This is a genomic window from Tardiphaga sp. (genome assembly GCF_044336785.1).
Classification (GTDB): domain Bacteria; phylum Pseudomonadota; class Alphaproteobacteria; order Rhizobiales; family Xanthobacteraceae; genus Tardiphaga.
Map to the genome: position 1 here is coordinate 1 of NZ_JBIIOT010000073.1, position 25,943 is coordinate 25,943.

A 25,943-nucleotide genomic window follows, 5' to 3' on the forward strand; every position below is an offset into this window, starting at 1 on the left:
ACGAGAACCACGGCTGGGTCGAGGAATCTTGGACCATCAAGAGCAGCCAGCAGGAATTGCTCGACGGTTTTGCCGGCTGGCACGACAACCTGATCAAGCTGTTCGAGCTCACCAATCCCGACCAGATCTACAAATGGGGCTTGTTCGATCGTGATCCGATGCAGCGCTGGTCGCTCGGCAATGTCACGTTGCTCGGCGATGCCGCGCATCCAATGCTGCCATTCCTGTCGCAGGGCGCCGCGATGGCCGTCGAGGATGGTTATGTGCTGGCCCAGGCGCTGAGCCATTTTGGACCGGCTGCGCTCGACGCGGCACTCGATGCGTATGAAGCCGAGCGTCGCCCGCGCACCACACGCGTGCAGCTCGAGGCGCGCGAACGCGGCCGCACCTATCATCTGTCGTCGCCCGAGGAGTTACGCGCGCGCGATCTCGCCTTTAAACGCGAGCAGGCGGAGAACCCCAACGCGGTCGGGATCAAGGCCGAGTGGGTCTACCAATATGATGCCCGCACCTGCCGGGAGCGCTTTGACCAGCGTCCGGTTCTGAGCGCGGCATCCTGAAGGCACGCAAACTGCATAGCGTGCGTCAGACCGATGTGAGTGCAGGCCGCGCGGTCGATCGCGGCGCCGCTCCAACATTTGATTCCAAGAAAATGCCAGCGTTTGAAATTTTACTGTTCACAGGAGAAGGGAAGTCATGACTAAACAAGTGCGTTTGCGACACGTCTTATTGTCCGGCCTGGCCACGCTCGCCATTGGCGCCTCGTTCTCGGCCCACGCTCAGGAGCCCATCAAGATCGGCGAGATCAACAGCTACAAGTCCCAGCCTGTATTCACCGACGGCTACAAAAAGGGCATGATGCTGGCGATTGATCAGATCAATGCCGCCGGTGGCGTCGCCGGGCGCAAGCTCGAGCTGATTACCCGCGATGACAATGCCAATCCCGGCGAAGCCATCCGCCAGGCCGAAGACCTGGTCACGCGCGAGAAGGTCGATATCCTCGCCGGCGCCTTCTATGCCCATATCGGTACCGCGCTTACCGACTATGCCAAGCAGAAGAAGCGCTTCATGCTGATCACCGAGGCGCTCAGCGACAACATCGTCTGGAGCGTCGGCAACAAATACACGTTCCGCCTGGACTCCTCGACCTACATGCTGGTCGCCTCGCTGGTCGATGAGGCGGTGAAGCTGAAAAAGAAGCGTTGGGCGCTGGTCTATCCGAACTATGAATTCGGGACCTCGGCCGCATCCGTCTTCAAGAAGCTGATGAAGGAAAAGCAGCCTGACGTTGAATTCGTCGCCGAGCAGGCGCCGCCCTTCAACAAGATCGACGCCGGCAGCGTGATCCAGGCGCTGGCCGACGCCAAGCCCGACGGTGTCTTCAACGCGCTGTTCGGCTCCGACCTTGCGCAGTTTGTCCGTGAAGGCAACACGCGAGGCTTCCTTGGCGAGCAGATGCCGGTGTTCAGCATCATCACCGGCCAGCCCGAATATCTCGAGCCGTTGCGCGACGAGATCCCGAAAAACTGGCTGGTGACCGGTTATCCCTGGTACAGCATCAAGACGCCGGCGCATCAGGCGTTCCTCACCGAATACCAGAAGAAGTACGGCAAGGAGAATCTGCGTTTCGGTTCGATCATCGGCTATTCGACGATCAAGGCGATTGCAGCCGGCGTCGCGGCGTCGGGTGGCAAGACTGACAGCGAGTCGATGGTCAAGGCGTTCGAAGGTCTGGATTTCGATACGCCCGATGGCAAGATGAGCTTCCGCAAGATCGACCACCAGGCCACCTGGGGTCTGTATGTCGGCAAGCTCGCCGTCGAGGACGGCAAAGGCGTGATGGTCAATTATCACTACGCGCCGGGCGACAAGCTGCTGCCCTCGGATGACGAAGTGCGCAAGCTGCGTCCCGCCACTGACTGACCTGATACCGGGCGTCCTCCCGCGAGGGCGCCCGGACGTTCTTGAGCGCAACACGCGCCTCATCTTGTCCCGAGCGAGATTGCCATGGATATTTCTGCCTTCTTGGCCCAACTGCTAAACGGCCTGGCCGGTGCCTCGGCGCTGTTCCTGGTGGCCGTCGGCCTGTCGTTGATTTTCGGCGTCACACGGATCGTCAATTTTGCCCATGGCTCGTTTTTCATGCTGGGCATGTATGTGGCCTATTCGCTGATCGAGCGGATCGGCGTCGGCTCCTGGCGATCGATCGGCTTCTGGGCTGCCATACTGCTGGCGGCGCTCGCCGTGGGACTGCTTGGCGCGCTGGTGGAAATTCTGCTGCTGCGCCGGATTTACAAGGCACCTGAACTGTTTCAGCTGCTGGCCACCTTCGCGCTGGTTCTTGTCTTCAATGACGCGGCGCTGTGGATCTGGGGGCCGGAGGATCTGCTCGGTCGTCGTGCGCCGGGACTGGAGGGCGCTGTCCAGCTGTTTGGCCGTGCCTATCCGAGCTACAATCTGTTTCTGATCGTGATCGGTCCCGCCGTATTCGGACTGCTCTGGATGCTGCTCACCAGGACGCGCTGGGGCATTATGGTGCGGGCGGCCACGCATGACCGCGAGATGCTTGGCGCACTCGGCGTCAATCAGGCCTGGCTGTTCACCGGCGTGTTTGCACTCGGCTGCATGCTGGCCGGGCTTGGCGGCGCAGTTCAGTTGCCGCGCCAGCCGGCCAGCCTCGGTGTCGATATCTCGACCATCGGCGACGCCTTCGTGGTCGTTGTGGTGGGTGGCATGGGCTCGATCCCGGGTGCTTTTCTGGCTGCGTTGTTGATCGCCGAGGTCAAGGCGATCTGTATCGGCATCGGCACGGTTCATCTGGCCGGCATCGAGATTTCCTTTTCGAAGCTGACGCTGGTGGTCGAATTCCTGATCATGGCCGTCGTCCTGGTGGTGCGACCATGGGGACTGATGGGACGACCGCAGGCCGCCAGTCGCAATTCGGCGCCGGTCGAAGCGCCGCTGCGGCCGGGGTCAGCCCAGTTTCGCATGATGGTCGTCGCCGGATTCCTGATCATGGCCGTGCTGCCATTGCTTGGCCAGTGGCTGCCTTATGCCGCCGTGCTCGGCCAGGACGTTCTGATCGCCGTGTTGTTTGCGGTCAGCCTGCATTTCATGATGGGGCCGGGCGGCATGCACTCCTTCGGGCATTCTGCCTATTACGGCCTCGGCGCCTATGGTGCGGCTGTGCTGGTCAAGATGCTACTTATGCCCATGCCGCTCGCCCTGATGATCGCGCCTCTGGTGGCCGGCGTCGGTGCACTGTTGTTCGGCTGGTTCTGTGTGCGGCTGTCTGGCGTCTATCTCGCGATGCTGACGCTCGCCTTCTCGCAGATCGTGTGGTCGATCGTGTTCCAGTGGGACGCCGTCACCGGCGGCTCCAATGGCATGGTGGGTGTGTGGCCGGCGGAGTGGCTGACCGGCGCGAATTATTACTACCTGACCCTCGTTCTGGTCGGGATCTCCGCCTATGCGTTGCGCCGCTTCGTATTTGCGCCATTCGGATACGCGCTCAGGGCAGGGCGCGACTCCTCGCTGCGCGCCGAGGCGATCGGCATCGATGTGAAGCTGATCCAATGGATGGCTTTCGTGATTGCCGGTGTGTTCGGCGGGTTGGCCGGTACGCTCTACATCTTCTCGAAAGGCAGCGTGTCGCCAGATGTGATCTCAGTCAGCAAATCCATCGATGGACTGGTCATGGTTCTGCTGGGCGGCATTCAGACGCTGACCGGGCCGGTGATCGGTGCGAGCGTGTTTGGTGTCTTGCAGGATTGGGTGATGCGCTCGACAGAATATTGGAGGGCTCTGTTCGGCGGCATCATTCTGTTCCTGGTGCTCGCTTTCCCGGAAGGTCTGTCCGGTATTTCGCGCCAGATCGAAGCGCTGTGGCAGCAATATCGCCCGGCCCCTGGCATCGTCGGGAAGGAGAAGCTGACATGAGCGGCGCGCTGCTGGAAGTCCGTGATCTCTACAAGGCGTTCGACGGCGTGCGCGCCGTGGACGGCATCACCTTCGATCTTCATCCCGGTGAATTCCTCGCATTGATCGGCCCCAACGGTGCAGGCAAATCGACCACGTTCAACATGGTCAACGGTCAGCTGCGCGCCTCCGGCGGGTCGGTGCGTTTTGCCGGGCAGGAGCTGACGCGCATGCAGCCGCGCGCCATCTGGCGCCTCGGCGTCGGGCGCACCTTCCAGATCGCAGCGACATTTGCCTCCTTCACGGTGATCGAAAATGTACAGATGGCGGTGATGTCGCATCACCGCCAGCTGTTCTCGCTCTGGCGTCCTGCGGCGAGCCGTTATCGCGGCGAGGCGCTCGCGCTGCTCGAACGCGTCGGCATGGACACCCAGGCCGATCGGCCCTGCAGCGAGCTTGCTTACGGCGACGTCAAGCGCGTCGAACTGGCGATGGCGCTGGCCAATGATCCAAAGCTGTTGTTGATGGATGAGCCAACAGCCGGCATGGCGCCGCGCGAGCGGAACGAACTGATGGCCTTGACGAAGCGGCTGGTGGTGGAGCGCGGCATGGCCGTGCTGTTCACCGAGCACAGCATGGACGTCGTGTTCGCCCATGCCGACCGGATCATCGTGCTGGCCCGCGGCAAGCTGATCGCTGAAGGCGACGCAGATGCGATCCGTAATCACGCCAAGGTCAAGGAAGTCTATTTCGGCAATGGCCTGACATTCGAACATCCGCCGGAAGCGGCCGTCGCTGACGCAAGGATCCCCGCATGACGACATCTGCAAGTCCGACCCTGCTCGAAGTCTCCGGGCTCAACGCCTGGTATGGCGCAGCTCACATCCTGTTCGACGTCGCGCTCAACGTGCGGCGCGGCGAAGTCATCTCGCTGATGGGGCGGAACGGCGCCGGCAAATCCACCACGTTGAAATCGATCATGGGCTTGCTGTCGCGCTGCAAGGGACAGATCAGTTTCCTGGGGCAGGATATCGGCGGCAAGGCGCCGTTTCAGGTCGCGCGGATGGGACTCGGTTTCGTGCCGGAGGATCGCAGGGTGTTTGCCGACCTGACGGTGACCGAGAATCTCGAAACCGGCAAGCAGGCGCCGCGTCACTGGCCGGACGGAACGCCGGCATTGAACTGGACTCCGGACGCACTCTACGAACTGTTTCCAAATCTCGGCCAGATGCAGAATCGCCGTGGCGGCCAAATGAGTGGTGGCGAGCAGCAGATGCTGACGGTCGCCCGCACGCTGATGGGTAATCCGCTGCTGGTGCTTCTCGACGAGCCCTCCGAGGGCGTGGCGCCGGTGATCGTCGAGCAGATGGCGCATATGATCCTGGCGCTGAAGGCGCGGGGGGCGAGCATCCTGCTGTCCGAGCAGAACTTCCATTTCGCGCGTCTGGTGTCCGACCGCGCTTATGTCCTGGAAAAAGGCCAGATCATGTATGAGGGGTCCATGCAGGATCTGGCGCGTAACGAAGATATCCAGCGTGCCTATCTCAGTGTCTAGCTAGTCAATGACCTGACGATTGTTCGGCGTCGATTCCTTGCGCTGGCGTCGACGGCGTCACTCACCTGGCCTGTTATTGTGCAGGTTGCCATGATACTCGCCTGACGTTGACCAGATGGCCAGATACGAATCTTGCGCGCCATCGCGTTTGGGATTGATCTGATCGTATTCCGCGGCAATCTGATGTCCGTAACAGGCCTCGAAAAACCGCAGGAAGATTGATCGCAGGGTTATGGCTTTTGTCGGCGTCATTGTGTGCTCCAGCCGAAGCGGCGCGTAATGCGCGATCAAAAACGGGAGCAAGCAACGTGCCAATCGGTCGTCTGCCATTGAAAGGGATCCATCGGTGCCATCCTCTTGCGGGACGCGCTTGAATGCGCATTGCCGGTTTGCAGCCGAAGGGGGCAATTGATGGAAAGGCCAACGCGGTATTGCCTCGGGGAACGCGTCACTGACGATAAAACTTGAAAACGGGCGTTAATTCCTACAAACAGCATGAGATTGGCTCTTAAGGTCGCCGATTTTGGGTGTTTCCTACGACTTAGAATAACAAGGCGAACGCCACCTCATGATGGACGTCCTCAATCTCGCACTGCCTTATTTCGGGTTGATCTTCATCGGTTTCGCCTGTGGTAAGGTGAAGAGCTTGCCCGAGGCGGGCCTTGCCTGGATGAACTTCTTTCTCCTCTATGTATCGCTGCCGGCGCTGTTCTTTCGCATCATGGCGAAGACGCCGTTCGAGGAACTCAACAATCTGCCTTTCGTGATCGGCACGACGCTGGCCACAGCGACGGCGTTCTTCCTCTCGGTCGGCACCGGCAAATTTCTTGGTCGCTTGACCATGCGAGAGGCGGGAATGGCGGGCCTTGCAGGTGGCTATGGCAATATCGGCTATATGGGACCGGGCCTTGCGCTGGCCGTGCTCGGGCCATCGGCGGCGGTGCCGACGGCGCTGGTATTCTGCTTCGATAGTATCTTCCTGTTCTCGATTGCGCCGCTGATGATGGCGCTGACGGCGCCGGAAAAACGGCCGCTGCTGCCGACCATCGGCATCGTCATCAAGCACATCGTACTTCATCCGTTGATCGTCGCTGCCTATCTCGGCGCGGCCGTGGCAGCGTTTCACATCCAGATGCCGGTGGCTGTGGATGGAATGCTGCTGTTCCTGCAAAACTCGGCGGCGCCTGTCGCGCTGTTCGCACTCGGCGTCACGGTCGCATTACGGCCGCTGGGGCGGGTGCCGTGGGAAATTCCGGGCCTGATCGCGATCAAGCTGCTGCTGCATCCGCTGATCGTGTTCGGCCTGATGCTGGCGCTCGGGCCGTTTCCGCCGGTCTGGGCCGCTACTGCCGTGCTGCTTGCATCGCTGCCGCCGGCACTCAATGTGTTCGTGATCGCGCGGCAATATGACAGCTGGATCGAGCCGGCCTCGGTCGCCGTGCTGCTCGGCACATTCGTGTCCGTGCTGACGCTGACGTCAGTGATGTATTTCCTGAAGTCAGGCCAGATCGCGTTTCCTTAAGACGCGCTCTTGCGCCAGCTCGGCGACAATCCTTCGCGCATGGCGAGCCTGCGTAACGGCCCGATGGCGCCCATGGCGTGCATGCCGGCGGCGCGGATCAGCTGGACCGGCAGCAGGTCATTGAGCAGCGAGCGATTGGCCATGTCGATGGCGAAGGTGCGCGAGGTGATGTCGGTGCGGCGCTTGCGGGCATAGCGCGCGATCACATCGGGCGCCCCAATATCTTCGCCGGCAATCCCTGCGTCGCGCACCAGCTCGGCGAGATCGGATGCATCGCGCAGACCGAGATTGAGGCCCTGTGCGCCGATCGGCGGCACCACATGGGCGGCATCGCCGACCAGCACGATGCGGTTCCTTGCGAGGTCACGCGGGGCGCCGATGCCGAGCGGGAAGCGATGGCGGCCGGGCTCGACGGTGAGTCGACCGAGAATGGAATGCGACTGCTTTTCGACGGCGAGGGACAGCGCGTCGTCGCTGAGCGCCATCAGGCGGTCGGCGTCACTGGGCTTGTTGATCCAGACGATGCTGGAGCGATCGCCCGGCAGTGGCACGAACACGCAGGGGCCGTGTGGCGTATGGAATTCTGTCGAGACGTGTCGATGCGGCCGTGTGTGGCCGACATTGAAGGTGATCGCCACCTGATCGAGTTGGCGGCGGTTCGCAGTGATGCCGGCGGCGTCACGACAAATGGACTGGCGGCCATCGGCGCCGACGGCAAGACGGGCCAGGACGGTTTGGCCCTGGGCGGTCATGATGGCGACCTGCGCATCGCCGGGATGCACGGAGACAGCGTCGTCTTCGATGCGGGTGAGATTTGTCAGCTCGGCGGCGCGCGCTTCCATCGCGGCAACGAGTTCGCGGTTCTCGATATTGTAGCCGAAGGTGTCGAGACCGATTTCGTCCGAGACGAATTTCACTTCGGGCGCGCGGATGAGGCGGTTGGTGTCGTCAACGAGGCGCATCGTCGTGAGCGCTGCAGCCTTGTCGGCGCAGCGCTGCCAGACGCCAAGTCCGTTCAGGAAATCCACGGAGCCGCCGAGCAAAGCAGTGGTGCGATTGTCCGCATAGGACGCGCGGCTAGCGAGCAATGCGGTGCGGGCGCCGGTCTCGGCTACGGCAAGCGCGGCGGCGAGGCCGGCCGGGCCACCGCCGACAATGGCGACGTCAAAAGGGGAAACGAATGTCTCGGTCATGCCGGGACAATCGACCTTTGCGATGGTATTTTCAAGCCATGACGCATCGCGAAAACGTTCCATCGGCCCCTGGCGGCTGAACGCCGCGCGCCGCAACATGACAATCGTCAAGGAATCCTGTTAGCCCTTCATTTCCTGTGCTCGCGCGACGGTGACCGTCATGATCGAACTGTTCTCCAGCCCCGAAGCCTGGGCTGCGCTCCTGACGCTGACCGCACTCGAAATCGTGCTCGGCATCGACAATGTGATCTTTCTGTCGGTGCTGGTCGCGCGATTGCCCCCGGATCAGGCCAGGCGGGCGCGGCAGATCGGTCTCGCGCTGGCGCTGGTCTTCCGCATCGCGTTGCTGAGCATTCTGGTTTGGCTGATTGGGCTGACCGCTCCGGTGGTTACGGCGTTTGGTTTCGCTTTGTCGTGGCGCGACTTAATCCTGATCGGCGGCGGCCTGTTCCTGATCGCCAAGGCGACCCATGAGATCCACGCCGAGGTGGAGGCGCGGGAAGGGCACGGCAATGAAAAGCCGGCGGCCAACGCCTTTGCCTGGGTTATCCTTCAAGTCGTGATCGTTGATCTCGTGTTCTCGCTCGACAGCATCATCACCGCCATCGGCATGGCAGACCGTATCGAGATCATGGTAGCCGCCGTGATCATCGCCTGCGCGGTGATGTATGTGTCGTCCGGCCCGGTGGCGCGCTTCGTCGCGGCTTATCCGACCACGAAAATGCTGGCGCTGGCTTTCCTGGTGCTGATCGGGGTGTCACTGGTGGCGGATGGATTCAAATTCCATATTCCGCGCGGCTACATCTACTTCGCCATCCTGTTCTCGGCGGCCGTGGAATTGTTCAATATCCTGGCCAAGCGCAACCGCCGCAAGCGCACGGGCTAGCTGCGGTTGACATCTCCCGGCGGTTGGTATCGCTTGTCGCCAAAGTCATTCAGGGAGATCGAACGATGACGAAGGCCGTGCGCGTCCATCAGGTTGGCGGACCCGAAGTGCTGACCTATGAGGATGTCGAAGTGCCCGCGCCGGGCGCCGGCGAAGTCCGCATCCGCCAGCACGCCATCGGCGTCAATTTCATCGACACCTATTTTCGCACCGGTCTTTACAAGGCGCCGCAGCTGCCTTTCATCGCCGGCAATGAAGCGTCCGGCGAGGTGGTCAGCGTCGGGCCGGGCGTCACCGGCTTTCATCCCGGCGATCGCGTCGCCTATTATTCCGCGCTCGGCAGCTATGCCACGGAGCGCGTCTTCGCCGCCGATCGGCTGGTGAAGCTGCCGGATCGCATCACCCACGAGCAGGGCGCCGTGCTGATGCTCAAGGGCCTCACGGTCTGGTATCTCCTGCACAAGACCTTCAAGGTCGAGCCGCATCACCGCGTATTGATCCATGCAGCAGCCGGCGGCATCGGGCTATTGGCGTGCCAGTGGGCCAAGGCCATGGGCGCGCATGTGATCGGCACCGTGGGCTCCAAGGAGAAGGGCGAGCTGGCGCTCGCCAATGGCTGCGATCACGTCATCTATTACAACGAGGAAAACTTCGTCGATCGCGTCAAGCAGATCACGCGCGGCGAACTCTGCGATGTCGTCTATGACGGCGTCGGCAAGACCACGTTTCCGGGCTCGCTGTCATGCCTGAAGCCGCTGGGCCTGTGGGTATCGTTCGGCAATGCGTCGGGACCGGTGCCGCCCTTTGCCATCGCCGAGCTGAACAATCACGGCTCGCTGTTTGCGACACGGCCGAAGCTGAACGACTACGTGGCCAAGCGCAAGGATCTGCTGGAGGGCGCCGACACGCTGTTCTCCGCGGTGATCGACGGCAAGCTGCATGTGCCGATCAATCACGCCTATGCGCTGAAGGATGCCGCCAAGGCGCATACGGATCTGGAAGCCCGGAAGACGACGGGTGCTGTGATCCTGAAGGTGTGATCAGGGCCCGTTTCTCTGCCCTCATGGTATGGAGCGGCCACTTGGCCGCGTCTCGAACCATGAGCTGGCTGGGCGTCGAGCTTGCGGCCATCCTTCGAGACGCCGCTTTGCGGCTCCTCAGGATGAGGGCGGGGGGTGTTGTTAGAACCCCGCCACCGTCCCGTGCAGATCGTAATTGTCCGCACGTTCGATCTTGGCGGTCACAATCTCGCCGACCTTCAGCGGTCGGCGTGCGGTCACATACACCGCACCATCGATATCCGGAGCATCCGCCTTCGAGCGGCCCTTGGAGACGGTCGGGCCAACCTCATCGATGATCACTTGCTGGCGCGTGCCGACCTTGCGCTTGAGGCGCCGGGCCGAGATCTTCTGCTGGCGCTCCATCAGCGCGTTCCAGCGCTGCTGCTTCAGCTCGTCCGGCACATCCTGGCCGATCGCATTCGACACCGCACCGGCCACCGGCTCGTATTTGAACGCGCCGACGCGGTCGATCTGGGCTTCGTCCAGCCAGTCGAGCAGATACTGGAAATCATCCTCGGTCTCGCCGGGAAAGCCGACGATGAAGGTCGAGCGCAACACGAGGTCCGGGCACTGCTCGCGCCACGCCTTGATGCGGCCGAGGGTCTTGTCCTGCGCGGCCGGACGCTTCATCGCCTTCAGCACGTTTGGCGCCGCGTGCTGGAACGGGATGTCGAGATAAGGCAGCACATTGCTGCCCGGCGTCATCAGGCCGATCACCTCATCGACATGCGGGTAGGGATACACATATTGCAGCCGCACCCAGGCGCCGAGTTCACCGAGCTCCTTGGCGAGATCGTAGAACTTGGCGCGGACGCTACGGTCTTTCCACTCGCTTTCGGCATATTTGATGTCGACGCCGTAGGCCGAGGTATCCTGCGACACCACCAGCAGTTCTTTGACGCCGGCCTTGACCAGCTTTTCGGCTTCGAGCAGCACATCCTTCGCCGAGCGCGACACCAGATCGCCGCGCAGCTTGGGGATGATGCAGAAGGTGCAGCGATTGTTGCAGCCTTCGGAAATCTTCAGATAGGCATAGTGCCGCGGCGTCAGTTTGATGCCCTGCGGCGGCACCAGATCGAGATGCGGATTGTGCACCGGCGGCAGCGCACGATGCACGGCGTCCAGCACGCTCTCATATTGCTGCGGACCTGTGATCGACAGCACATTGGGATAGGCGGCCTCGATCTGCTCGGGCTCGGCGCCCATGCAGCCGGTGACGATCACCTTGCCATTGGCGGCCATGGCCTCGCCGATGGCGCCCAGCGATTCCTGCTTGGCGCTGTCGAGGAAGCCGCAGGTATTGACGATGACGACGTCGGCACCGTCATGCTTGCGGGCGAGCTCATAGCCTTCGGCGCGCAGGCGCGTGATGATGCGCTCGGAATCCACCAAGGCCTTGGGGCATCCCAGGGACACAAACGAAATTTTGGGCGCGGCGGCCTGTTGCATTATTCGATCTGCCTGATTGAACGGCAGCAAGTAGTCCCATTTGCCTATAAATACAAGGCTTTATGCCGCAGCGCCGCATGCTATGAAGTGGTATCCAGCCGAGTGCCCGATGCCCGACAAGTCACCCAAGATCGTCATTGTCGATGAAAGCCCGATCCGGGCCGCGATCCTCGAAGAGGGGCTGCGCGAGGCCGGTTATGGCGATGTCCATCACATTCGGGAAATGCAGAATCTGCTGGCCCGCGTGTACCAGCTCGATCCTGACGTCATCCTGATCGATCTTGAAAATCCCAGCCGTGACGTGCTGGAACAAATGTTCCAGGTGTCCCGCGCCGTGCGCCGGCCGGTTGCCATGTTCGTGGACCAGAGCGATGCCGAATCGGCGCGGGCTTCGGTGGATGCGGGGGTATCTTCCTACATCGTGGACGGGTTGAAGAAGGAACGGATCAAGCCGATCCTCGATCTCTGTATCTCGCGCTTCAACGCCTTCTCCAAGCTGCAGGACGAGTTGGAGCGCACCAAGTCGGCGCTGGAGGAGCGCAAGATCATCGACCGCGCCAAGGGCATCGTGATGAAGCTCAAGGGCCTTACCGAAGACGAGGCCTATGTGCTGCTGCGCTCGACGGCGATGCGCGAGAAGAAGAAGATCGGCGAGATCGCGCAATCGATCATCACCGCAGCGGAGCTTTTGAAATGACCCATCCGCTTCGTATCGGTTTCATTCCGCTGGTCGACGCTGCCGCGCTGATCGTGGCCGTGGACAAGGGGTTTGCCAGGAACGAGGGGCTCGACGTCGAGCTGGTCCGCGAAGTGTCGTGGTCGAATGTCCGCGACAAGCTCAATATCGGCCTGTTCGAGGCCGCGCATCTGTTGGCCCCGGTCGCCATCGCGTCCAGCCTCGGGCTTGGTCATGTGAAGGTGCCGATCGTGGCGCCGTTCAATCTCGGCATCAATGGCAACGCCATCACGGTGTCGCCGGCGCTGCATGCAGCGATCATGTCGGAGCTTGATGGCGATCCCACCGACCCCATGGCAACTGCGCAGGCGCTCAACCGCGTGGTCGTTGCGCGTGAACGGGCAGGAGCGGATCCGCTGACTTTCGGCATGACCTTCCCGTTCTCGACGCACAATTACCAGCTTCGTTTCTGGATGGCCGCGGGTGGCGTCGATCCCGACGAGGACGTGCGCCTCGTGGTGTTGCCGCCGCCTTACATGGTGGACAGCCTGGCCAATGGGCATGTGGATGCGTTCTGTGTCGGTGCGCCCTGGAACTCGGTCGCTGTCGATCTCGGCATCGGCCATATCCTGCATTTCGCCTCCGACATCCTGCAGCGTGCCGCCGAAAAGGTGCTCGCGATCCGGCAGGTCTGGGCGGACAAGAACCCGGACGTCGTGGCGGCACTGACGCGTGCCCATGTGGCGGCTGCGGCCTTCATCGAAGCACCGGAGAACCGCGACGAGGTGACGGCCATTCTCGCCAAGCCCGAACATATCGGCGTATCGCCGGAGGTGCTGCAGCGGACGCTGGATGGCAAACTGAAAATCTCGCCGGATGGCACCTGGCGCGAGAGCGAGCGTTATCTGCTGGTCGGCCGCGAAAGCGCCGGGCGACCCGATCCGGCACAGGCGGCATGGCTGTATGCGCAGATGGTCCGCTGGGGCCAGACGACGATCAGCCCGGAAGCGCTGGCCACGGCAAAGGCGGTGTTCCGGCCCGATCTCTATGATGCGGCGATCGGCAAGCCGGGTGGTGGCGATGATAACGCCGGCGATCCCGTCGGGGCCTTTGCCGGGCCGGCTTTCGATCCGGCCAAGATCGAGGCGCATCTCGCGGCGTTCGAGATCGCACATCTGAAGGGGTAGAGCTTCCCGTCACACGCGCCCTCATCCTGCGGAGCGGCCTTTTGGGCCGCGTCTCGAAGGATGGCCGCAAGACTCAGAGCCCGGCGAACGCATGGTTCGAGACGGCGCTGCGCGCCTCCTCACCATAAGGGTCGGAGAATAGGCGCCGCCTAATTATTGTGCGTGCAGTGCAACAAGTCCGCATCGGCTCGTCGTGCAGCACTTCCTGATTCGCTTAAGATATTGAAATGACGACGAAATCTGAAAATTTGAGGCTGGCATGAGACTTGAATGTCTCTAATCCGCCGGCACCCGCTGATGTCTGCCGGCCATTCCAGATGGATTTCCGCAGCAACGAGGCTGATCGGACCGTCCTCCATTTCAAAGCGGCCAGAAACGGTCGGGCTGATGTGGAGCGGTCTCGTCCGTCGCATCCCGTTGCCCCGCAGGAGCTTCGTCGCCGCATGAAAATCGAACCGCTCTCCATCGACTTCTCCGACGAGCAGAAGCGCTATCTCGAAGGTTTTACCACCGGCCTGCAGATTAGCCGCGTGGGCAAAGGTCTCGGTGGCGGAACAGGCGGCAAGGGAAGCAGTGAGCCGACCGGCCCCGATGCCTCGCATATCAAGGCGCAGGATCGCACCACGGCCGCCGGCAAGAAGCTGGTCGATCAGGAAAAGTGGAAGCGCGAGGAACATCCTTTCGACGCTTATCCACGGCTGCGCGAACAGGCCGCGAATGATGCGCGGCCGACGCCGGCGGACAATTTCCGCTGGCGTTATTACGGCATTTTCTATGTCGGGCCGACGCAGGATTCCTACATGTCGCGCCTGCGCATTCCGAACGGGATCATGAAGCACTGGCAGTTGTCGGGCCTCGCCGATCTCAGCGACGAATTGTGCGGGCCTTTCAGCCACGTCACCACGCGCGCCAATCTGCAGGTCCGCGAGATCCCGCCGAAAAACGCGGTGCGACTGATCGAGGGAATCCAGGATCTCGGCCTGTGCTCGCGCGGCTCCGGCGCCGACAATATCCGCAATGTCACGGGCACGCCGACCGCCGGCATCGATCCGCAGGAACTGCTCGACACCCGGCCCTATGCGCGCGAGTGGCACTATCACATCCTCAACGATCGATCGCTCTACGGCCTGCCGCGAAAATTCAATGTCGCCTTCGACGGCGCCGGGAAGATCGCGGTGCTGGAAGACACCAATGACATCGCCTTTCAGGCCGTCGAGGTGAAGGACGGCTTTGGCGTCGCGCCAGGCGTCTGGTTCAAGCTCGGTATCGGCGGCATCACCGGCCACAAGGATTTTGCCGCCGACACCGGCATCATTGTGAAGCCGGAAGACGCGACGAGGGTGTCGGATGCCATCGTGCGCGTGTTCATCGATCTCGGTGACCGCACCAACCGGCTCAAGGCACGGCTGAAATATGTCATCGACGGCATGGGCATGGAGAAGTTTCTCGTCCTCGTCGAGGAGAAACTCGGCGCGCCATTCACGCGCATTGCGCCGGAAGCGCTGCTGCCGCGGCCGACCTTCGATCGCACCGCGCATCTCGGCGTGCACAGGCAGAAGCAGGACGGGCTCAACTGGATCGGGGTCGTGCTGCCCCTTGGCAAGATGACCTCTGACCAGATGCGCGGCCTCGCAAAAATAGCGTCCGATCTCGGCGATGGCGATATCCGCCTGACTGTGTGGCAGAACCTGCTCATTCCCGGCGTCAAGGACGCCAATGTCGCGCTGGCGATTGCGGCCATCGAGGCCATCGGACTCGCTGTGAAGACCACGGAAATCCGCGCCGGCCTGATCGCCTGCACTGGTCGCGCCGGTTGCAAGTTCGGCAATGCCGACACCAAGCGGACCGCCACCAATATCGCCGAATGGTGCGATACGCGTGTCGAGGTGGACACGCCGATCAACATCCATCTCACCGGCTGCCATCACTCCTGCGCGCAGCATTATATCAGCGATATCGGCATGATCGGTGCGCGGGTGCAGGTCGAGGATAGCGACGACGCTGTCGATGGTTTTCATATCTTCACCGGCGGCGGTTTCGGGCCACAGGCCGATGTGGGGCAGGAGCTCTATCAGAACGTCAAATCCGAAGACGCACCGGCCGTCGTGGAAAAGCTGCTGAAAGCCTATCTCGCGAACCGGGCCTCGCCGGACGAAACCTTCCTCACATTCTCGCGCCGCCATGATGCAGCCGCGCTGCGCAAGCTCGCTGACGAGGTCTCTGCATGAACCAGATGGTGACACCTCCCAAACTCGACATCATCCCGTCCTCGGCGCCGTTCTCGGAAGCACAGCGCTCGTGGCTGAATGGCTTCTTTGCCGGCCTGTTGTCCGACGCTCCGGCAACGCCGCTGTCAGCGGATCAGGGCGCCGCGATCATGGAAGAGGACGACGGCGCGCCGTGGCATGACCAGACCATGCCCATTGGCGACCGCATGAAACTCGCCGAAGGCAAGCCCGTCCGGCGCAAGATGATGGCGGCGATGGCGCAGCAGGATTGCGGCCAGTGCGGCTATAACTGCAACGACTATTCCGACGCCATCGCCAGCAAGGCCGAGCCGCGTCTCAATCTCTGCGTCCCCGGCGGCAAGGAAACCGCGCGGATGCTGAAGTCGCTCTATGAAGAGCTCGACAAGGCGCCCGCGGCGGGCGGTGCTGCGCCGGCCGCCAAGCCGGCTGAGCCGGTTGAGGCTGCAGCGCCCGATCCATCCACACTCGGCCGCTCGCGTGACAATCCCGCGCCCGCGATCTTCCTCGGCCGTCGCCTGCTCAATGGCGCGGGCTCGGAGAAGGAAACCTGGCATATCGATTTCGATCTGTCCGGCTGCGGGCTCGATTACGTGGTCGGCGACAGTTTTGGCATTTTCGCCAGCAACGATCTCGGCCATGTCGATCAGATCATCGCACTGCTCGGCGCTTCACACACGACTGAGGTCCGCGGCAAGACGCTGCGCGAGGTGCTGCAGCACGACGTCTCGCTGGCGCCAGCGCCGGACAGTCTGTTCGAGCTGATGTCCTATCTCACCGGCGGTGCCCATCGCGCCAAGGCGCGCGCGCTGGCGCAGGGCGAGGATCCGGATGGCGATGCCGCGACGCTGGATGTGATGGCGGCGCTGCAGAAGTTTCCGAGTGTGCGTCCGCATCCGGAAGCCTTCATCGAGGCCCTGGAGCCGCTGCAGCCGCGGCTTTACTCGATCTCGTCCTCGCATAACGCAACACCGGGAAAACTGTCGCTCACCGTCGATGCGGTCCGTTACGTGATCGGCAAGCGCAAGCGGCATGGCCTGGCCTCCAGCTTTCTCGCCGACCGCATCAAGCCGGGCGACGAACTGAAGGTCTATGTGCAGAAGGCCCATGGCTTTGCGCTGCCCGAGGATCCGGAGACCCCGATCATCATGGTTGGGCCGGGCACCGGCATCGCGCCGTTCCGTGCCTTCCTGCATGACCGGAAGGCGGTCAATGCGCCGGGCAAGAACTGGCTGTTCTTCGGCCATCAGCGCAGTGCCTCGGATTTCTTCTATGCCGATGAACTCAACGGCATGAAGAATGACGGATTTCTCACGCGCCTGTCGCTTGCGTGGTCGCGCGACACCGGCGAGAAGTTCTACGTGCAGGATCGCATGCGCGAGGTCGGGCGCGATCTGTGGACGTGGCTCGCCGAAGGCGCCCATGTCTATGTCTGCGGCGATGCCAAGCGCATGGCCAAGGACGTCGAGCGCGCGCTCGTCGATGTCACCGCGCAGCATGGTGCACGATCGATCGACGAAGCCGTGACATTTGTCAGCGAGCTGAAGAAGAAGGGGCGCTTCCAACTCGACGTGTACTGATCGTCGTCCCCGCGCAGGCGGGGACCCATACACGCGAACGGACTAAAGTAGGCTCAGGCAGGTGTAGCTCAGCCCCCGACAGATCCTCTGTTTCGGAGGCTATGGGTCCCCGCCTGCGCGGGGACGACCTCTGAAATTAAATGTCTGTCAGCTCCCGGCTGCAGAGAATGGCTGTATCGAGATCGCTGTAGCGCACTCCTTAAATGGCGATCTCTGGAGATAATCTCTCCAAGTCCCGCGACATTCAAAATTCCATTTCATTGACCCCGCGCCTTGCGCCGCGTCATCCTGACACCATCAACAAAGCCGGCGCGGGAGTCGCAAGACGCTCGTGCCGTCATCCTTTCAGCTCTTTCACCATCGCATCAGCGCGAGCTGCAACGTCATGCGTTGCGCTCAGGGGCCGTGCTGTGCCTTTCGCCAAGCAGGAGACGACATGTCCGACGATGACCACAAACGCGCCGCCGTGATGAACCGCCGTGCGCTGCTCGGCGCAAGCGCTGCAGCCGCATTCGCGGCACCTCTGGGCGCCTGGGGCGCCGCGCAGGCCTTTCCGTTCAAGCCAATCTCGCCGATCGATTTCTCCGAATTCCCGATCTGCAAGGCATCGTCCGATACGTCGGCGCTCACCGGCGCGCCGCGGAAGCTGAAGCTGTCATGGAATGCCGGCGCGGTCTGCCTTGCACCTCTGGCGGTTGCCATCGAACACGGTTTCTTTGCCAAGCAGAATCTCGATGTCGAGCTCGTCAATTATAGCGGCTCTACCGATCAGCTGCTGGAAGCAATCGCCACGGGCAAGTCCGATGCGGGTGTCGGCATGGCGCTGCGCTGGCTCAAGCCGCTGGAGCAGGGCTTTGACGTCAAGATCGTCGCCGGCACCCATGGCGGCTGCCTGCGCGCCTTCGTGCCGGCCAAATCCGACATCAAGGGCGTTGCCGACTTCAAGGGCAAGGTGATCGCGGTCGGCGACATGGCCGGCCCTGACAAGAACTTCTTCGCCGTGCAGCTGGCCAAGATTGGGCTGAATCCGGACAAGGATGTCGAATTCCGTCAATTCCCCGGCAATCTCGTGCAGCTGGCCGTGCAGAAGGGCGAGGCGCAGGTCGGTCTCGCCTCCGATCCGCTGGCCTATCTCTGGCTCAAGGATGGTGAGTTCAAGGAGGTCGGTTCCAATCTCGACGGTCCCTACCGCGACATCAGCTGCTGCATCGTCGGCGTGCGCGGCAGCCTGATCCGGCAGGAGCCGCTGGTCGCGCGGGCGCTGACGCAGTCGCTGCTCGATGCCGCGATGTTCGCCGCGCAGAATCCGGACAAGGCGGCAAAGGCGTTCCAGCCTTATGCGCCGAAGGCGGCGACGCCCGACGATCTGCTGGCGATGGTGAAGTATCACACCCATCACCACCATCCGGTCGGCGATCAGCTCAAGCGCGAGCTGAAGACCTATGCGGACGAGCTGAAGACGGTCTCTGTCTTCAAACCGAACACTGACACCGCCAAATTCGCGGAGCGCATCTATGCCGACGTATTCCGCGTCTGATATCGCGCCGGTCAGCGCGGACCGCGAAAGCCTTGCGATTGCGGGCGACAGCGGCCTGACATTCGCAGGCAGGCTCCGGCCGACATGGTCCGGCGTCGGGGCAGGGCTCGCCTGGCTGGCTTTCGGTTATGCAAGCCTGCATTGGCCCGATATCGGCGACTGGTCGCGCACCGAAGCGGTCGCCTATGTGGCCTTCGCCGTCGCCGCCTTGATCCTCGTCGCGACGACGGCACATGCGGCGCTCGGTAAATTCGGCGAGGGTGTGCAGAAGCGCGCGCCCTGGCTGCTTGCGCTTGGTGTATTCCTGACCTTGTGGGAGCTCGCCACCGCCAAATTCGGCTGGCTGCCGCTGCCGTTCTTCCCGCCGCCGCAGTCGATCGTCGAGGTCTATACCGACGACGCGCCAAAGCTGCTCGACAGCGTGTTCGCCTCGGTGAAGCTGCAACTCGGCGGTTACTTCATCGGCGCTGTCGTCGGTTTCCTCACCGGCGTCTCCATCGGCTGGTCGCGGCTTGCCGGCTACTGGGTGCATCCGATCCTGCGCTTCATCGGTCCGCTGCCGGCGACAGCCTGGCTGCCGATCGCCTTCTTCACCTTTCCATCGAGCTGGAGCGCATCGACCTTCCTGATCGCGCTTGCGACGGGATTCCCGGTGACCGTGCTCACATGGTCTGGCGTTGCCAGCGTCAGCACTGCCTATTACGACGTCGCGCGGACACTCGGTGCAAAGCCGTCCTTCCTCGTTACCAAAGTGGCGATCCCCGCAGCGTTGCCGCATGTCTTCGTCGGCCTGTTCATGGGGCTCGGCGCATCATTCGCCGTGCTGGTCGTCGCCGAGATGATCGGCGTCAAGGCGGGGCTTGGCTGGTATCTGCAATGGGCGCAGGGCTGGGCCTCCTACAACAACATGTATGCGGCGCTGATCGTGATGTCGCTGCTTTGCTCCGGCGCGATCACACTGCTGTTTCGCGTTCGCGATCGTCTGCTCGTCTGGCAGAAGGGGGTGGTGAAATGGTAGCCGCTGCAAAAGCATTCCAGCCCGAACCGACGGGCGCGTCGCTCGACATCGAGAATGTCAGCCACGCTTTCGATATCGACGGCGCCGCGCTGCCGGTGCTCGACGATGTGAGCATCAGGGTCGCGCCCGGCGAGTTCGTGGCGTTGCTTGGCCCGTCCGGCTGCGGCAAGTCCACGTTGCTGCGGCTTGTCGCCGGCCTCGAGCCGCCGCGCGCCGGCACGCTGGCGGAGGACGGCGTCGCCATCACCGGGCCCTATCCGTCGCGCGTGGTCGTGTTTCAGGATCCGACGCTGTTTCCCTGGCGCACGGTCTGGGACAATGTCGCGCTCGGTCTGGAAGCACAGGGCCTGTTGAAGACGCAACGCCACCGGGTCGACAAGGCCATCGACCTTGTCGGTCTCGGCGGCTTCGCGAAGGCCTATCCGCACCAGTTGTCCGGCGGCATGGCGCAGCGGGTTGCGCTGGCACGGGCGCTGGTCAATGACCCGCGCATTCTCATCCTCGACGAGCCGCTCGGCAAACTCGATTCGCTGACGCGGCTCACCATGCAGTCGGAGCTCGTTTCGCTGTGGCAGCGCAACGGTTTCACCGGGCTCCTGGTGACGCATGACGTTGAGGAAGCACTGTTCCTCGCCAATCGCGTGATCGTGTTCAGCGATCGTCCGGCGCAAGTGAAGGCGGACATCACCGTCGATCGCCCATATCCGCGCCACCGCGGCGATCCGCATCTGGCGGAGCTACGGCGCGAGATTCTTGGTTTGCTCGGCCTCGACGCGACCTGGTGACCTCAATGGATGGCGGCGTGTAGCTCCGCTGCCATTTCCACTGCCGGCTGCAGAGGCAAGGCATGTTTGTTGCATACACCTCGGGTGACCTGTCCGTGCAGCCCGAGGAAGTACCATGCGCACCAGCCGACGAGATTTCATCCGCCTGACGGCGAGCGCCGTTGCTCTATCGACGACCAGCATCAGTGCATTCGCTGCCGATCGTACGGTCAAGATCGGCACGCTGAAGCTTATTCACGGCGTGACACCGTATTTCTATGAGAAATTCGCGCCGGCCGGCGTCAAGTTCGAGGTCATTCCGTTCGAGACGCCGACCGATGGCAAGAACGCGGTCGCGACAGGCACGGTCGATTTCGGCATTTTCGGCTTCGCGGCTGCGACGCTTGGTGGCGCCAATGGCGAGCCCATCGTGGTGATCGCGGCTGCCTGCAATCGCGGCATGGCCGTGGTCGCCAAGAAGGATTCCGGCATCAATGCGATCAAGGACCTGAAAGGCAAGAAGGTCGCCATCCTGCCCGGCTCGACCCAGGAGGTGGTGATCCTTGACCGGCTGGCCGCCGAAGGAATGACCGTCAAGGATGTCGAGGCGGTCAGGCTCTCCTTCAGCGACATGGCGCCCGCGCTTGCACGTGGCGATATCGACGCCTATGTGGGCGCCGAGCCCGGGCCGGGCATCAGCCTCGCCAATGGCGTTGGCCAGATCGTCGAATATCCCTATACCACACCGACCGGCTCGCTGAACATGGTGCTGACCACGCGCCGGGAGCTGATCGAGAAGGACCCGGAACTCATCAAGGCGCTGCTGAAGACCCATCGCGCCGCCAGCGAATACGCCATGAAGGACCGCGAGGCGTTCATCGCCATCGCCATGCAGAAGCTTGGCCAGCAGAAGCCGTCGATCGAGAAGGCTGCGCCGAATGTCGAGCTGACCTGGAACATCGACGACCAGTTCATGAAGCAGGCGGAGTATTACGGCAGCCAGATGCTGGCCAAGAAGCAGATCCGCCAGCAGCCGGACTACAAGACCTTCATCGATGCGAGCTTCGTCAAGGCGCTGGCGGCCACGTGAGCGCATCGTGAGCTTGCAATCGACGACGACCACCGCGCCCGAGCGTATCGATCTCGTACAAACGGGAGATTTGCCGGTCGCTGTGACCAGGCCGGGCGGCGAGGCGCTGCGGCGGATGCGCATCGTCGCGCTCGGCCTGATCGTGCCGGCGCTCCTGTTGCTGGTCTGGCACGTGATGGTGCGCTGGACCGGCACGCGGCTGGTGCCGCCGCCATCCGGCGTTGCCATCATGATTTGGGATTTCGCCTTTGGCGGCATTTATGACGACGCCTACAGCGCGAGCCTGCCGATCCATTTCTGGAAGAGCGTGCAGCGAGTCTATGGCGGGTTCCTGTGTGCGGCAGTGGTCGGCATTCCACTCGGTCTGATGATCGGCCGCATGCCTCTGCTCCGTTCGCTGCTCGATCCAACGCTGTCACTGCTGCGACCGATCCCGGTGACGGCGTGGCTGCCGTTGTCGATGATCTTCTTCGGCCTCGGTCCGCGGGCGGCGATCTTCCTCGTCTTCCTTGGCGCGTTCTTTCCGATCCTGCTCAACACCGTCTTCGGCGTACGATCCGTCGATGCCCGATTGTTCGAGGCAGCCGAGATGCTGGGTTGCAGCGGCGCACAACAATTTCGGTCGGTCGTGCTGCCGGCGGCGCTGCCGAGCATCTTCAACGGCCTGCGCCTCGGCGCTGGTTTTGCGTGGATCCTCATCGTGGTGGGCGAGATGACCGGCGTGCCCGAAGGGCTTGGTGCCGTGATCATGGATGGCCGCACCCTGTCGCGCACCGATCTCGTGATCACCGGCATGATCATCATCGGCATCACTGGTTTTCTGTCGGATCGGATCCTGCTGATGCTCAGCAACTACTTCCTGCGCTGGAGCCCGCAGCACCATGCTTGATCAACCCACCAGTGTGGCGCCGCCAATCCTGGAGATCGACGGTGTACAGAAATTCTATCACGCCTCGAACGGTCCGGTTGAAGCCCTGCGTGGCGTCAGTCTGAGTATCCGCAAGGGTGAGTTCGTCTGCCTGCTCGGCGCCTCCGGTTGCGGCAAATCCACATTGCTGCGTATCGTCGCCGGTTTCGAGAAGGCCACGCAGGGCTCGGTGACGATGTATGGCTTTCCGGTCGAAAAGCCGGGTCCCGAGCGCGGCATGGTGTTTCAGGACTATGCGCTGTTTCCCTGGCTCACGGTGCGCGACAATATCGGTTTCGGTCCAACGCATCGCCGCGTGGCCTCGAAAGTCGTGCGGGAGATCACCGACAAATTCATGGCCATGGTCGGGCTGACCGCATTTGCCGATCGTTATCCGCATCAGCTGTCCGGCGGCATGAAACAGCGCGTCGCGATTGCGCGTGTGCTCAGCAATGACACCGACGTGTTGCTGATGGACGAGCCGTTTGGCGCGCTCGACGCGCTGACCCGGAGCAAATTGCAGGAGGAGCTGGTCGAGATCTGGCGCACCACCGGACTGACCGTGATCTTCGTCACGCATTCGGTGGAGGAGGCGGTGATGCTGGCCGATCGGGTGATCGTGATGTCGGCCGGGCCTGGCCGGATCGATTGTGAGATCGACATCGACCTGCCGCGACCGCGAGACGTGGCCTCGCCGGAGTTCAACACCCTGCGGCGCGAGGTGACACAGAAGCTGACCAGTCATATCGCCAGTAGCCGCGATACGGCTGCGGACTCCTGAGTCGGTCCTCAAAAGAGCCCGGAATGAAATTCTCCCGCCGTAATACGAAGTAGAATTTTTGACCTGCAGGTCCGATGCGCATCAGGCCCGCTGTCGTTATTTCCCGTCACCGCTTGTAACCCCTGCCGAACGGCATTCTCTAATGTCAGAGAAGCCGAAGGCAGTACGATATGGACGCGGTTCCCAGCATTATCGACAGGGTTAAATTGCTCACATCCGGCTTTGCCGAACGAGCACCTGCGCATGACCGGACAGCGAGTTTCCCGTTCGAAAATTTTCGCGACCTTGCCGATTCAGGGCTGCTGACCTTCCCGGTGGCGCGCAAATTCGGCGGGGGCGGTGCTTCGATCAGCGACGCGGCACGCGTGATCGGACTTGTGGGGCAGGCCGACCCTGCGACGGCACTGGTGCTGATCATGCACTACATGCACCATCTGGTGATTGCACGCGGCAGTCCGTGGCCGGAGCATCTGATACGCCGCATCGTGCCGGATGTCGGAGAGGTCGCGCTGATCAACACATTGCGCGTCGAGCCCGATCTGGGTTCGCCGTCGCGCGGCGGGCTGCCGGCCACTGTGGCCCGCCAAACTGTAGATGGCTGGCGTCTGACCGGCCGCAAGATCTATTCGACGGGATCGCCGATCCTGAAATGGTACAGCGTCTTCGCCAAGACCGATGACGCGGATCCGCAAGTCGGTCTGTTCCTGGTGCCCGCAGGGCTGCCGGGTATCTCGATCGTCGAGACCTGGGATCATCTCGGCCTCCGCGCAAGCGGCAGCCATGACGTCATCTTCGCCGACGTGCTGATCCCGCACGACCATGTCATCGAGCTGCGTGTGCCCGCGGACTGGCGCAAGCCCGATGTCCTGCAGGCGACGATCCAGGCCGCGCTGCTCGGCTCGCTCTATGACGGCGTGGCGCGCGCGGCGCGTGACTGGCTGCTGGACTTTCTGAAATCACGGGTGCCGTCGAGCCTGGGTGCGCCGCTGGCGACCTTGCCGCGGGCCCAGGAGATCGTCGGCGGTATCGAGGCCAGGCTCGCCATCAATGCGCGTCTTATCCGCGGACTGGCTGCCGATATCGATCGTGGCGGCGACCTCGATCCCGTCGAGGCGAATATCATCAAGATGACCGTGACCAACAATGCCGTGGCGGCGGTCGAGGATGCGCTCTCCTTGACCAGCAATCACGGCCTCAGCCGCGCCAATCCGCTTGAGCGGCATTACCGCGATGTCCTGTGCGGTCGCGTGCACACGCCGCAGGACGACAGCATCCGCACCATCGCAGGCTGCCGCGCGCTCGCGCTCTGACAATCACTATCCGACATTGGAGAGACACATGTCCGTCGAATTCATCGGCTTCATCACCAACAACGACGCATCCGAAACCCGCGTGCGCTCCGGCCCGATTCTCGATCCCGCCTATATCGAGACGGTGGCCAAGGCACATGAGCTCGCCGGTTTCGACCGTGCTCTGCTCGCTTTCCATTCGACCACGCCGGACGGTCTGCAGGTCGCGCAGCACGCGCTTGGTGTCACCGAGAAGCTGAAGGTGATGATCGCACAGCGTCCGGGATTCACCGCCCCGACGGTGCTGGCGCGCCAGTTGGCAACCATCGAGAATTTCCATCACGGCCGTGTCTCGCTGCATGTCATCACCGGCGGCAATGCCAAGGAGCTGCGGCAGGACGGCAATACGCTGGATGACAAGGACGAGCGCTATGCCCGCACCGGCGAATGGCTGGATATCATCAAGCAGGAATGGGCCAGCGAGAAGCCGTTCGACTATCACGGCAAATATTACCAGGTCGAAGGCGGCTTTTCGCAGGTGAAGCCGACGGTGCCGATCCATGTCTTCGTCGGCGGTGCGTCCGATGCGGCCATCGACGTGTCCGGCAAGCATGCTGATACGTTTGCACTGTGGGGCGAGTCCTACGCCCAGGTGCGCGACGTCACCGGTCGCGTACGGGCCGCCGCTGCGAAATATGGCCGCCCGGCGCCGCGCTTCAGCCTCTCTGTGCGCCCGATCATTGCAGAGACCGAGGAGAAGGCCTGGGCCAAGGCCGACGACATCCTCGCCCGTGCGACCGCCCTGCAGGACAAGACCGGCTATCGCAAGCCGGCCGATGGTCATGCCACCGCCGGCGCGAAGCGTCTGCTGGCACTGGCAGAGCAGGGCACGCGCATCGACAAGCGGCTGTGGACCGAGATGGCGGCGCTGACCGGCGCCAACAGCAATACCACCGCGCTGGTCGGTACGCCCGAGCAGGTCGCCGAGGTCTTCGCCGACTACCACGATCTCGGTGTCAGTCATTTCCTGATCCGTGGCTTCGATCCGCTCATCGACGCCATCGACTACGGGCGTGAACTGATCCCCGCCACGCGCGCGCTCATTGCTGCACGCGTTGCGGACAAGGGAGTTGTTGCAGCATGAGACGGCTTGTCATTGCTGCCGGTCTGCTCTTCGCGGCTTTCGCCGGGGCGGCCCATGCCGAGACGACGCTGATCGTCGGGGACCAGAAGGGCAATGCGCGTGCGGTGATGGAAGCATCCGGCGTGCTGAAGGATGTCCCT

General features: G+C 62.6%; 23 protein-coding genes and 1 pseudogene. 21 read left to right on the forward strand and 3 right to left on the reverse strand.

What is annotated here, in order from left to right; genetic code table 11:
• From ACIQ2A_RS18805 to ACIQ2A_RS18825, 5 genes are all read left to right on the forward strand, one after another.
• On the forward strand, nt 1-560 hold a 560-nt coding region (locus ACIQ2A_RS18805; protein ID WP_398482053.1), incomplete at its 5' end, for an FAD-dependent monooxygenase.
• A gap of 136 nt (nt 561-696) precedes the next feature.
• Entirely contained in the window at nt 697-1,923 is a 1,227-nt protein-coding gene (locus ACIQ2A_RS18810; protein WP_398482055.1) for an ABC transporter substrate-binding protein, read from the forward strand.
• A gap of 84 nt (nt 1,924-2,007) precedes the next feature.
• Entirely contained in the window at nt 2,008-3,939 is a 1,932-nt protein-coding gene (locus tag ACIQ2A_RS18815; protein ID WP_398482057.1) for an ABC transporter permease, read from the forward strand.
• Nucleotides 3,936-4,736 carry an ABC transporter ATP-binding protein gene (locus ACIQ2A_RS18820; protein WP_398482060.1) on the forward strand — a complete coding sequence of 267 codons (801 nt, stop codon included), beginning with the start codon at nt 3,936-3,938 and terminating at the stop codon, nt 4,734-4,736. Before ACIQ2A_RS18815 ends, ACIQ2A_RS18820 begins: the two co-directional genes overlap by 4 nt.
• Nucleotides 4,733-5,473: an ABC transporter ATP-binding protein gene (locus tag ACIQ2A_RS18825; RefSeq protein ID WP_398482062.1), complete on the forward strand. Its 741-nt coding sequence runs from the start codon at nt 4,733-4,735 to the stop codon at nt 5,471-5,473. The genes ACIQ2A_RS18820 and ACIQ2A_RS18825 overlap by 4 nt, the downstream gene beginning before the upstream one ends.
• A gap of 57 nt (nt 5,474-5,530) precedes the next feature.
• On the opposite strand, the gene ACIQ2A_RS18830 is transcribed toward ACIQ2A_RS18825, so the two are convergent.
• Entirely contained in the window at nt 5,531-5,803 is a 273-nt protein-coding gene (locus ACIQ2A_RS18830) for a hypothetical protein (protein WP_398482064.1), read from the reverse strand.
• Nucleotides 5,804-6,041: 238 nt separating this feature from the next.
• On the opposite strand from ACIQ2A_RS18830, the gene ACIQ2A_RS18835 reads away from it, so the two are divergent.
• Nucleotides 6,042-6,995 (forward strand): AEC family transporter, encoded by a 954-nt coding sequence (locus ACIQ2A_RS18835; protein WP_398482066.1) that lies wholly within the window; start codon nt 6,042-6,044, stop codon nt 6,993-6,995.
• On the opposite strand, the gene ACIQ2A_RS18840 is transcribed toward ACIQ2A_RS18835, so the two are convergent.
• Nucleotides 6,992-8,188, reverse strand: a complete 1,197-nt coding sequence (locus ACIQ2A_RS18840) for a UbiH/UbiF family hydroxylase (protein WP_398482098.1) — start codon at nt 8,186-8,188, stop codon at nt 6,992-6,994. The genes ACIQ2A_RS18835 and ACIQ2A_RS18840 overlap by 4 nt on opposite strands.
• 160 nt (nt 8,189-8,348) lie before the next feature.
• Here ACIQ2A_RS18840 and ACIQ2A_RS18845 point away from each other — a divergent pair, with 160 nt between their 5' ends.
• The gene (locus ACIQ2A_RS18845) at nt 8,349-9,074 is read left to right on the forward strand and encodes a TerC family protein (protein ID WP_398482068.1); all 726 of its coding nucleotides are present in this window, start codon (nt 8,349-8,351) and stop codon (nt 9,072-9,074) included.
• Nucleotides 9,075-9,139: 65 nt separating this feature from the next.
• Nucleotides 9,140-10,114 (forward strand): quinone oxidoreductase family protein, encoded by a 975-nt coding sequence (locus tag ACIQ2A_RS18850; RefSeq protein ID WP_398482070.1) that lies wholly within the window; start codon nt 9,140-9,142, stop codon nt 10,112-10,114.
• Nucleotides 10,115-10,255: 141 nt separating this feature from the next.
• Here ACIQ2A_RS18850 and rimO read toward each other — a convergent pair whose 3' ends face one another.
• Nucleotides 10,256-11,584 carry a 30S ribosomal protein S12 methylthiotransferase RimO gene (gene rimO, locus ACIQ2A_RS18855; protein WP_398482072.1) on the reverse strand — a complete coding sequence of 443 codons (1,329 nt, stop codon included), beginning with the start codon at nt 11,582-11,584 and terminating at the stop codon, nt 10,256-10,258.
• Nucleotides 11,585-11,693: 109 nt separating this feature from the next.
• Here rimO and ACIQ2A_RS18860 point away from each other — a divergent pair, with 109 nt between their 5' ends.
• From ACIQ2A_RS18860 to ACIQ2A_RS18920, 13 genes and pseudogenes are all read left to right on the forward strand, one after another.
• Nucleotides 11,694-12,281, forward strand: coding sequence for an ANTAR domain-containing response regulator (locus ACIQ2A_RS18860; RefSeq protein WP_398482075.1), 588 nt, complete (start codon nt 11,694-11,696; stop codon nt 12,279-12,281).
• Nucleotides 12,278-13,447: a CmpA/NrtA family ABC transporter substrate-binding protein gene (locus tag ACIQ2A_RS18865; protein ID WP_398482077.1), complete on the forward strand. Its 1,170-nt coding sequence runs from the start codon at nt 12,278-12,280 to the stop codon at nt 13,445-13,447. Before ACIQ2A_RS18860 ends, ACIQ2A_RS18865 begins: the two co-directional genes overlap by 4 nt.
• Nucleotides 13,448-13,890: 443 nt before the next feature.
• Nucleotides 13,891-15,675 carry a NirA family protein gene (locus tag ACIQ2A_RS18870; RefSeq protein ID WP_398482079.1) on the forward strand — a complete coding sequence of 595 codons (1,785 nt, stop codon included), beginning with the start codon at nt 13,891-13,893 and terminating at the stop codon, nt 15,673-15,675.
• A complete protein-coding gene (locus ACIQ2A_RS18875) occupies nt 15,672-17,273 on the forward strand; it encodes a sulfite reductase subunit alpha (RefSeq protein ID WP_398482081.1) in 1,602 nt (533 codons plus the stop codon). Before ACIQ2A_RS18870 ends, ACIQ2A_RS18875 begins: the two co-directional genes overlap by 4 nt.
• A 436-nt stretch (nt 17,274-17,709) precedes the next feature.
• Nucleotides 17,710-18,810, forward strand: coding sequence for an ABC transporter substrate-binding protein (locus ACIQ2A_RS18880; protein ID WP_398482083.1), 1,101 nt, complete (start codon nt 17,710-17,712; stop codon nt 18,808-18,810).
• Nucleotides 18,788-19,828 (forward strand): ABC transporter permease, encoded by a 1,041-nt coding sequence (locus tag ACIQ2A_RS18885; RefSeq protein ID WP_398482085.1) that lies wholly within the window; start codon nt 18,788-18,790, stop codon nt 19,826-19,828. The genes ACIQ2A_RS18880 and ACIQ2A_RS18885 overlap by 23 nt, the downstream gene beginning before the upstream one ends.
• The gene (locus ACIQ2A_RS18890; RefSeq protein WP_398482087.1) at nt 19,822-20,613 is read left to right on the forward strand and encodes an ABC transporter ATP-binding protein; all 792 of its coding nucleotides are present in this window, start codon (nt 19,822-19,824) and stop codon (nt 20,611-20,613) included. Before ACIQ2A_RS18885 ends, ACIQ2A_RS18890 begins: the two co-directional genes overlap by 7 nt.
• Before the next feature lie 115 nt (nt 20,614-20,728).
• Complete coding sequence (locus ACIQ2A_RS18895; RefSeq protein ID WP_398482089.1) at nt 20,729-21,682, forward strand: ABC transporter substrate-binding protein; 954 nt, start codon at nt 20,729-20,731, stop codon at nt 21,680-21,682.
• 115 nt (nt 21,683-21,797) lie between these two features.
• Nucleotides 21,798-22,571: an ABC transporter permease gene (locus ACIQ2A_RS18900; protein ID WP_398482100.1), complete on the forward strand. Its 774-nt coding sequence runs from the start codon at nt 21,798-21,800 to the stop codon at nt 22,569-22,571.
• A complete protein-coding gene (locus tag ACIQ2A_RS18905) occupies nt 22,564-23,370 on the forward strand; it encodes an ABC transporter ATP-binding protein (RefSeq protein ID WP_398482091.1) in 807 nt (268 codons plus the stop codon). The genes ACIQ2A_RS18900 and ACIQ2A_RS18905 overlap by 8 nt, the downstream gene beginning before the upstream one ends.
• Before the next feature lie 170 nt (nt 23,371-23,540).
• Nucleotides 23,541-24,680 (forward strand): acyl-CoA dehydrogenase family protein, encoded by a 1,140-nt coding sequence (locus ACIQ2A_RS18910; protein WP_398482093.1) that lies wholly within the window; start codon nt 23,541-23,543, stop codon nt 24,678-24,680.
• Nucleotides 24,681-24,708: 28 nt separating this feature from the next.
• The gene (locus ACIQ2A_RS18915) at nt 24,709-25,803 is read left to right on the forward strand and encodes an LLM class flavin-dependent oxidoreductase (RefSeq protein WP_398482096.1); all 1,095 of its coding nucleotides are present in this window, start codon (nt 24,709-24,711) and stop codon (nt 25,801-25,803) included.
• Nucleotides 25,800-25,943 (forward strand): annotated as a pseudogene (locus ACIQ2A_RS18920) (ABC transporter substrate-binding protein); the annotation flags it as partial. The gene ACIQ2A_RS18915 and the pseudogene ACIQ2A_RS18920, both read left to right, overlap by 4 nt.

Excerpts from the sequence above, each read along its gene's own strand:
- ACIQ2A_RS18815 (WP_398482057.1), top strand. The coding sequence starts at position 2,008 with ATGGATATTTCTGCCTTCTTGGCCCAACTGCTAAACGGCCTGGCCGGT.
- ACIQ2A_RS18820 (WP_398482060.1), top strand. The coding sequence starts at position 3,936 with ATGAGCGGCGCGCTGCTGGAAGTCCGTGATCTCTACAAGGCGTTCGAC.
- ACIQ2A_RS18845 (WP_398482068.1), top strand. The coding sequence starts at position 8,349 with ATGATCGAACTGTTCTCCAGCCCCGAAGCCTGGGCTGCGCTCCTGACG.
- ACIQ2A_RS18810 (WP_398482055.1), top strand. The coding sequence starts at position 697 with ATGACTAAACAAGTGCGTTTGCGACACGTCTTATTGTCCGGCCTGGCC.
- ACIQ2A_RS18905 (WP_398482091.1), top strand. The coding sequence starts at position 22,564 with ATGCTTGATCAACCCACCAGTGTGGCGCCGCCAATCCTGGAGATCGAC.
- ACIQ2A_RS18875 (WP_398482081.1), top strand. The coding sequence starts at position 15,672 with ATGAACCAGATGGTGACACCTCCCAAACTCGACATCATCCCGTCCTCG.
- ACIQ2A_RS18865 (WP_398482077.1), top strand. The coding sequence starts at position 12,278 with ATGACCCATCCGCTTCGTATCGGTTTCATTCCGCTGGTCGACGCTGCC.
- ACIQ2A_RS18835 (WP_398482066.1), top strand. The coding sequence starts at position 6,042 with ATGATGGACGTCCTCAATCTCGCACTGCCTTATTTCGGGTTGATCTTC.
- ACIQ2A_RS18840 (WP_398482098.1), bottom strand. The coding sequence starts at position 8,188 with ATGACCGAGACATTCGTTTCCCCTTTTGACGTCGCCATTGTCGGCGGT.
- ACIQ2A_RS18910 (WP_398482093.1), top strand. The coding sequence starts at position 23,541 with ATGGACGCGGTTCCCAGCATTATCGACAGGGTTAAATTGCTCACATCC.
- ACIQ2A_RS18870 (WP_398482079.1), top strand. The coding sequence starts at position 13,891 with ATGAAAATCGAACCGCTCTCCATCGACTTCTCCGACGAGCAGAAGCGC.
- ACIQ2A_RS18890 (WP_398482087.1), top strand. The coding sequence starts at position 19,822 with ATGGTAGCCGCTGCAAAAGCATTCCAGCCCGAACCGACGGGCGCGTCG.
- ACIQ2A_RS18825 (WP_398482062.1), top strand. The coding sequence starts at position 4,733 with ATGACGACATCTGCAAGTCCGACCCTGCTCGAAGTCTCCGGGCTCAAC.
- ACIQ2A_RS18860 (WP_398482075.1), top strand. The coding sequence starts at position 11,694 with ATGCCCGACAAGTCACCCAAGATCGTCATTGTCGATGAAAGCCCGATC.
- ACIQ2A_RS18895 (WP_398482089.1), top strand. The coding sequence starts at position 20,729 with ATGCGCACCAGCCGACGAGATTTCATCCGCCTGACGGCGAGCGCCGTT.
- ACIQ2A_RS18915 (WP_398482096.1), top strand. The coding sequence starts at position 24,709 with ATGTCCGTCGAATTCATCGGCTTCATCACCAACAACGACGCATCCGAA.
- ACIQ2A_RS18900 (WP_398482100.1), top strand. The coding sequence starts at position 21,798 with ATGCGCATCGTCGCGCTCGGCCTGATCGTGCCGGCGCTCCTGTTGCTG.
- ACIQ2A_RS18880 (WP_398482083.1), top strand. The coding sequence starts at position 17,710 with ATGTCCGACGATGACCACAAACGCGCCGCCGTGATGAACCGCCGTGCG.
- ACIQ2A_RS18830 (WP_398482064.1), bottom strand. The coding sequence starts at position 5,803 with ATGGCAGACGACCGATTGGCACGTTGCTTGCTCCCGTTTTTGATCGCG.
- ACIQ2A_RS18885 (WP_398482085.1), top strand. The coding sequence starts at position 18,788 with ATGCCGACGTATTCCGCGTCTGATATCGCGCCGGTCAGCGCGGACCGC.
- rimO (WP_398482072.1), bottom strand. The coding sequence starts at position 11,584 with ATGCAACAGGCCGCCGCGCCCAAAATTTCGTTTGTGTCCCTGGGATGC.
- ACIQ2A_RS18850 (WP_398482070.1), top strand. The coding sequence starts at position 9,140 with ATGACGAAGGCCGTGCGCGTCCATCAGGTTGGCGGACCCGAAGTGCTG.